The organism is Candidatus Spechtbacterales bacterium (genome assembly GCA_040879145.1).
In the GTDB taxonomy this organism is placed as follows: Bacteria; Patescibacteriota; Minisyncoccia; order Spechtbacterales; family 2-12-FULL-38-22; genus JAWVZY01.
On record JBBDKX010000028.1, the window covers coordinates 12,004 to 16,171 of the forward strand.

Sequence of the window (4,168 nt, forward strand, 5' to 3'; positions counted from 1 at the left end):
GTAGCGGCGTAATCAAGATATATACTTTTGTTAGAATTGCCGGAAAAGAGCATTTTTATTTTAACAAATATAAATTTGTCTCTTTATCAAATTCGCGGTGTATTTTCCCTTCGCCAACGCCTATATACACCTCCGCGGTTGCTGAAATCACACATCTTATAACATGTCCGCCGATGGTGCTCATATCAGACCGGCCAAAAACTCCGTGCGCGTGACAAAAAGGTTTGCCGTCCTTTATGGCAATATTGCCTGAAATATTTAATATTTCCACAAACTCCACAAAAGCAGAGGTGTCGTAATCCTTCTTGTCCAAATTAAAATACGCGATCTCCAGCTCTTTTGCGGAGCCAATTGACTGAATCCATCCGTTTTCTATTTTGTTAGCAACGCAAAAATCCTGAACAGAAGATATAAACTCTTCTCCGGGGTCCAGGCGCAGAATGTAAGAATTATCTGACTTTTTAATTAACTCCATATTATTCAACCACTATTACCCCCCCGCGGGTCGCCCTTATGTGGTTATGATAACGCCAGTTCCCCGCTTCGTTAAAAGTAAATGACCAGCTTTCACCGGGAGATATTTCACCGCATGCATCAAACATTACCTTGCCTGTACCACAATCGGATATATTTGAATTCGGATATATTGTGTGCGTGGGGTGTATATTTGTTGCGGGCCACATAGCGGAAGAGCTTTCATTGATAAACACAACTGTAGTTCCTAAAGATATGGTTATGTTTTGAGGAGAATACCCGGAATCAGTATAAGTTATTACAACATCCTCTCCTGTATTTTCTATTTGTTCTTCCTGTGTGTTGTTTTGAGAAACCTCAGGAACTTCCGCGGAGTTATTGCCGGCCACAAAGAAAACGACAACACCAAGAATGAGTAATGCTAAAGCGAAAATTAAAAATCTTTTATTCATACTTATTAAATATTAATTGTACCTACCTTTATATTATACCAAAATTAAGAACCTATAAACCTAAAACCAGAGATTATGTCCAAGTTCGACGAAAATAAAAAGAATATACAAAAAAACAAGGGCTATGCCTTCTTTTCTGTTTAAAAAGTCTTTTGTTCTTAAAAAGTAAAAGCCCGCAAGCATGGTGGCAGCTAAAAATATACCACTTATCCAAAATATGCCGCCCTCTATGGTTATCGGCTTAATAAGTACGGTAATCCCTAAAATAAGCGTCGCGTTTATAACGGCGGAGCCCAAAAGATTACCTAGGCTCATATCTCCCTTGCCCGAAGAGGCGCTGCTTATCCCAAAAACTAACTCCGGTAGGCTTGTTCCTATGCCTATAACAAATATACCTATCAAAGCCGCGGGTATACCCATGTCTATGGATATATTTTCAGCTGCCCACACAACAGCATAAGCGGCCGCGAGTATCACAAAATTGCTCACACTAAACATAAAGAAATTTTTAAAAAATTCCCTGAGAGATACGCTTTTTTTATCCTTTTCAGCTTCAGGGGTATTTAAATCGGATACACCGTTTCTTTTTTGAAGCGTCTCCTTAACGTTAAAGAGGCGCGCCGTATTCCATGAGAACAAAACTAAAAGAATTAACCCATCCAATCTGCCAAGCGAACCATCCAGCATTAAAAACAGAGGCGACATTATAAGAGTAAAGTTAAAAAACCTGCGCTTCAAAAAATGGTCATGATCATCCACACTTACCTTTAATGCTATAACAGCTACAAGACCCATTATAAGACTTAAGTTAACTATGTTTGTACCTAAAATATTTCCCAATACTATTTCAGGGCTATTTGAAAAAGCGGCGTTTATTCCAACAGCGAGCTCCGGAATGCTTGTTGCAAATGCCATTAATAAAAAGGCTATAACAAAATCTGAAACACCAAGATACCTCGCCATAACACCAAGCGAGCGGACAATATAAGTTCCGCTTTTTACAAGAAAATATATTCCCAAAGCAAGGACTACAATATATAAATAAGTGTCGTACATATATTTAAGTATACCAAAAAGCCCCTTGTTTCGGGGCTTTTATTTACTCTGCTGATTTTTTTATCTCTTCCAACGCTTTATCTTTTCCGTGGAAGTTTTTGACTTTAACCCATTTTTTAGGCTCAAGTTCTTTATACCTTTCAAAAAAGTGGCGAATCTTATCCCGTGTAGCAGAATCCAAATCTTCCACATCCTCTATACCCGCATAAAAAGGATCAACTTTTTTTGTAGGAACAGCAAGTATTTTGTGGTCTATACCGCTTTCATCTTCCATTTCAAGCATTCCAATAGCACGAGATGGAATCACAGTTCCGGGATGAACGGGATATGTGGATAATACCAACACATCAGTGGGGTCGCCATCGTCCGCTTTGGTATGGGGAATAAAACCGTAATTAAAAGGATAGACCATACTTGAATAAGCAAAGCGGTCTACAAATATAGCCCCTGAGTCTTTATCTATTTCATATTTAACAGGAGAACCTTGCGGTATCTCGACAACTACATTGAAACCCTCAGGAAAATTTTCTCCGCGTGGTAACTTTTCTAATAACATACTTCTATTTTAGATTTAATTATCATTATTAACGACTTTTATATCATACAAAATAAAAGAGTTGCTGTCCACTAAGTCTTTTTATTTGCTGAGGATTTGTAATAAAAAAATAAATACCCCCAGTTGGGGGTATTTATTTTTTTATTGGATCAAAGAGTTCTTATTCTCTCCTTTCCATTGGTCGAGCTTCGTTCACGGTAAGACTTCGTCCTTCGAAGTCTTTTCCGCTCCACATTTCCTCTGCAGCTTGTGCTCCTTCATCGTCTTTCATTTCCACAAACCCAAAGCCCTTTGAACGACCGGAAAACTTGTCCTTAATGATCACTGCTGATTCTACTTCACCTGCCTGGCCAAAAGCCTCGGCAAGTTCCTCTTCAGTGGTCTGATAAGGTAGTCCTCCTACAAATAATTTCTTAGCCATTTTCTCGTAGTGAGTTTAACACTTATTAAACTTGTAATAACTTTCGTTTTAAGCGACCGGCGGCCCGAACCTTATATGGTCTGGAGCCTTTTCTCGTTTTACATAAGAGTATAAAAACCTTACAACTACGAGAACCTTACAACGAACAAAATCAGTATAACATATCTAAAAATAAAAGCAACCTCCTGTGCTTGAATTCTAACCTGAAATTCAACGATCCGTAACAAAATCTACACCCGCTCGCCTCGGCTCCCTCGGCGAAGCGGGCCGGCGAGGACTACCGGGCGCACCGAAACCCAACGGCAATGGTCGTATCAGAAGGCGCATGGCCTAGGTACGCCGCGAACTACCCACAACGGCGCCCTTCCAAGTCCTTCCAAGTTCGATCCCGAGTTGGGTCGGGTTGATGATCTTACCGCCTTCAGTGCGTGCCATATTTTCACTACTCCTTGTGTGCTATGAGATAACTGTTGGCCTCCACGGTGGTTGCGTCCGCATCCGCTAGCCTTTGCGCCCACTGGAGAGTTACGTTGCCCGCAGTACCGCCATTCACTATGACAGCGTTAAGGATGGCTGGGACTCTGCTACCAGCACCGATGCCCCCAAAGAACATGGTCGTACCCACCGCCCAGTTACCGTCGAACTTGCTATTGGTCGCCGCATCGTCGGATATCCCTACGCCACCGAACTTCAACGTGGCCCCACTAGGAACTGCAAGCGTCACACGAAGATCCCCGTCAGTGTGATCGGAGATATAAAAAAGTACGAACGTTACAAAATAAGTCTCGTTCGCCCCAATAGCGAAAGTCAGTTCATCGTCGTTCTGTACGGTCGCAGAATTCGTGAGGGACTCGTCGACCGTCTTACGGACAATGGTCGGCCCGCCACCATCCACATACTGCTTCGTTGCAGCCCCCAGGGCTGTTGTAGGATCCGCGGAGAGTGTTAATGCTCCGGTTAGTGTTCCTCCCGCAAGCGGTAGATAGTTTGAAGCAGTTAGAGTATCTGAGATTTCAGAGTCTCCCCATGTAAAGCCGAGAGTTCCTGTTCCCGCGAGTTCTCCTTTCTCTATGGCAGAGCCGAGGAGAGATACATTGGCGCTTAAGGCTCCGTCTGCTACTGTTGAGCTTGCTCCTATGGTTAGAGTATCTGAAATTTCAGAATCTCCCCATGTAAAGCCGAGAGTTCCTGTTCCTACGAGTTCTCCCT

General features: G+C 42.3%; 6 protein-coding genes. All 6 read right to left on the reverse strand.

What is annotated here, in order from left to right; translation table 11 throughout:
• Window positions 1-55: 55 nt before the first annotated feature.
• On the reverse strand, window positions 56-475 hold the full coding sequence (locus WDZ40_03250) for a PPC domain-containing DNA-binding protein (GenBank protein MEX0877850.1): 420 nt from the start codon (window positions 473-475) through the stop codon (window positions 56-58).
• Window position 476: 1 nt separating this feature from the next.
• Window positions 477-926 (reverse strand): hypothetical protein, encoded by a 450-nt coding sequence (locus WDZ40_03255; GenBank protein MEX0877851.1) that lies wholly within the window; start codon window positions 924-926, stop codon window positions 477-479.
• Between the two features lie 60 nt (window positions 927-986).
• Entirely contained in the window at window positions 987-1,982 is a 996-nt protein-coding gene (locus WDZ40_03260; protein ID MEX0877852.1) for a calcium/sodium antiporter, read from the reverse strand.
• A 43-nt stretch (window positions 1,983-2,025) separates the two neighbouring features.
• Entirely contained in the window at window positions 2,026-2,538 is a 513-nt protein-coding gene (ppa, locus tag WDZ40_03265; GenBank protein MEX0877853.1) for an inorganic diphosphatase, read from the reverse strand.
• Between the two features lie 160 nt (window positions 2,539-2,698).
• Window positions 2,699-2,959, reverse strand: a complete 261-nt coding sequence (locus tag WDZ40_03270) for an RNA-binding protein (protein ID MEX0877854.1) — start codon at window positions 2,957-2,959, stop codon at window positions 2,699-2,701.
• A 442-nt stretch (window positions 2,960-3,401) separates the two neighbouring features.
• On the reverse strand, window positions 3,402-4,168 hold a 767-nt coding region (locus WDZ40_03275), incomplete at its 5' end, for a hypothetical protein (protein MEX0877855.1).

Coding starts and splice junctions, on each gene's coding strand:
- ppa (MEX0877853.1), bottom strand. CDS start 2,538: ATGTTATTAGAAAAGTTACCACGCGGAGAAAATTTTCCTGAGGGTTTC.
- WDZ40_03250 (MEX0877850.1), bottom strand. CDS start 475: ATGGAGTTAATTAAAAAGTCAGATAATTCTTACATTCTGCGCCTGGAC.
- WDZ40_03260 (MEX0877852.1), bottom strand. CDS start 1,982: ATGTACGACACTTATTTATATATTGTAGTCCTTGCTTTGGGAATATAT.
- WDZ40_03255 (MEX0877851.1), bottom strand. CDS start 926: ATGAATAAAAGATTTTTAATTTTCGCTTTAGCATTACTCATTCTTGGT.
- WDZ40_03270 (MEX0877854.1), bottom strand. CDS start 2,959: ATGGCTAAGAAATTATTTGTAGGAGGACTACCTTATCAGACCACTGAA.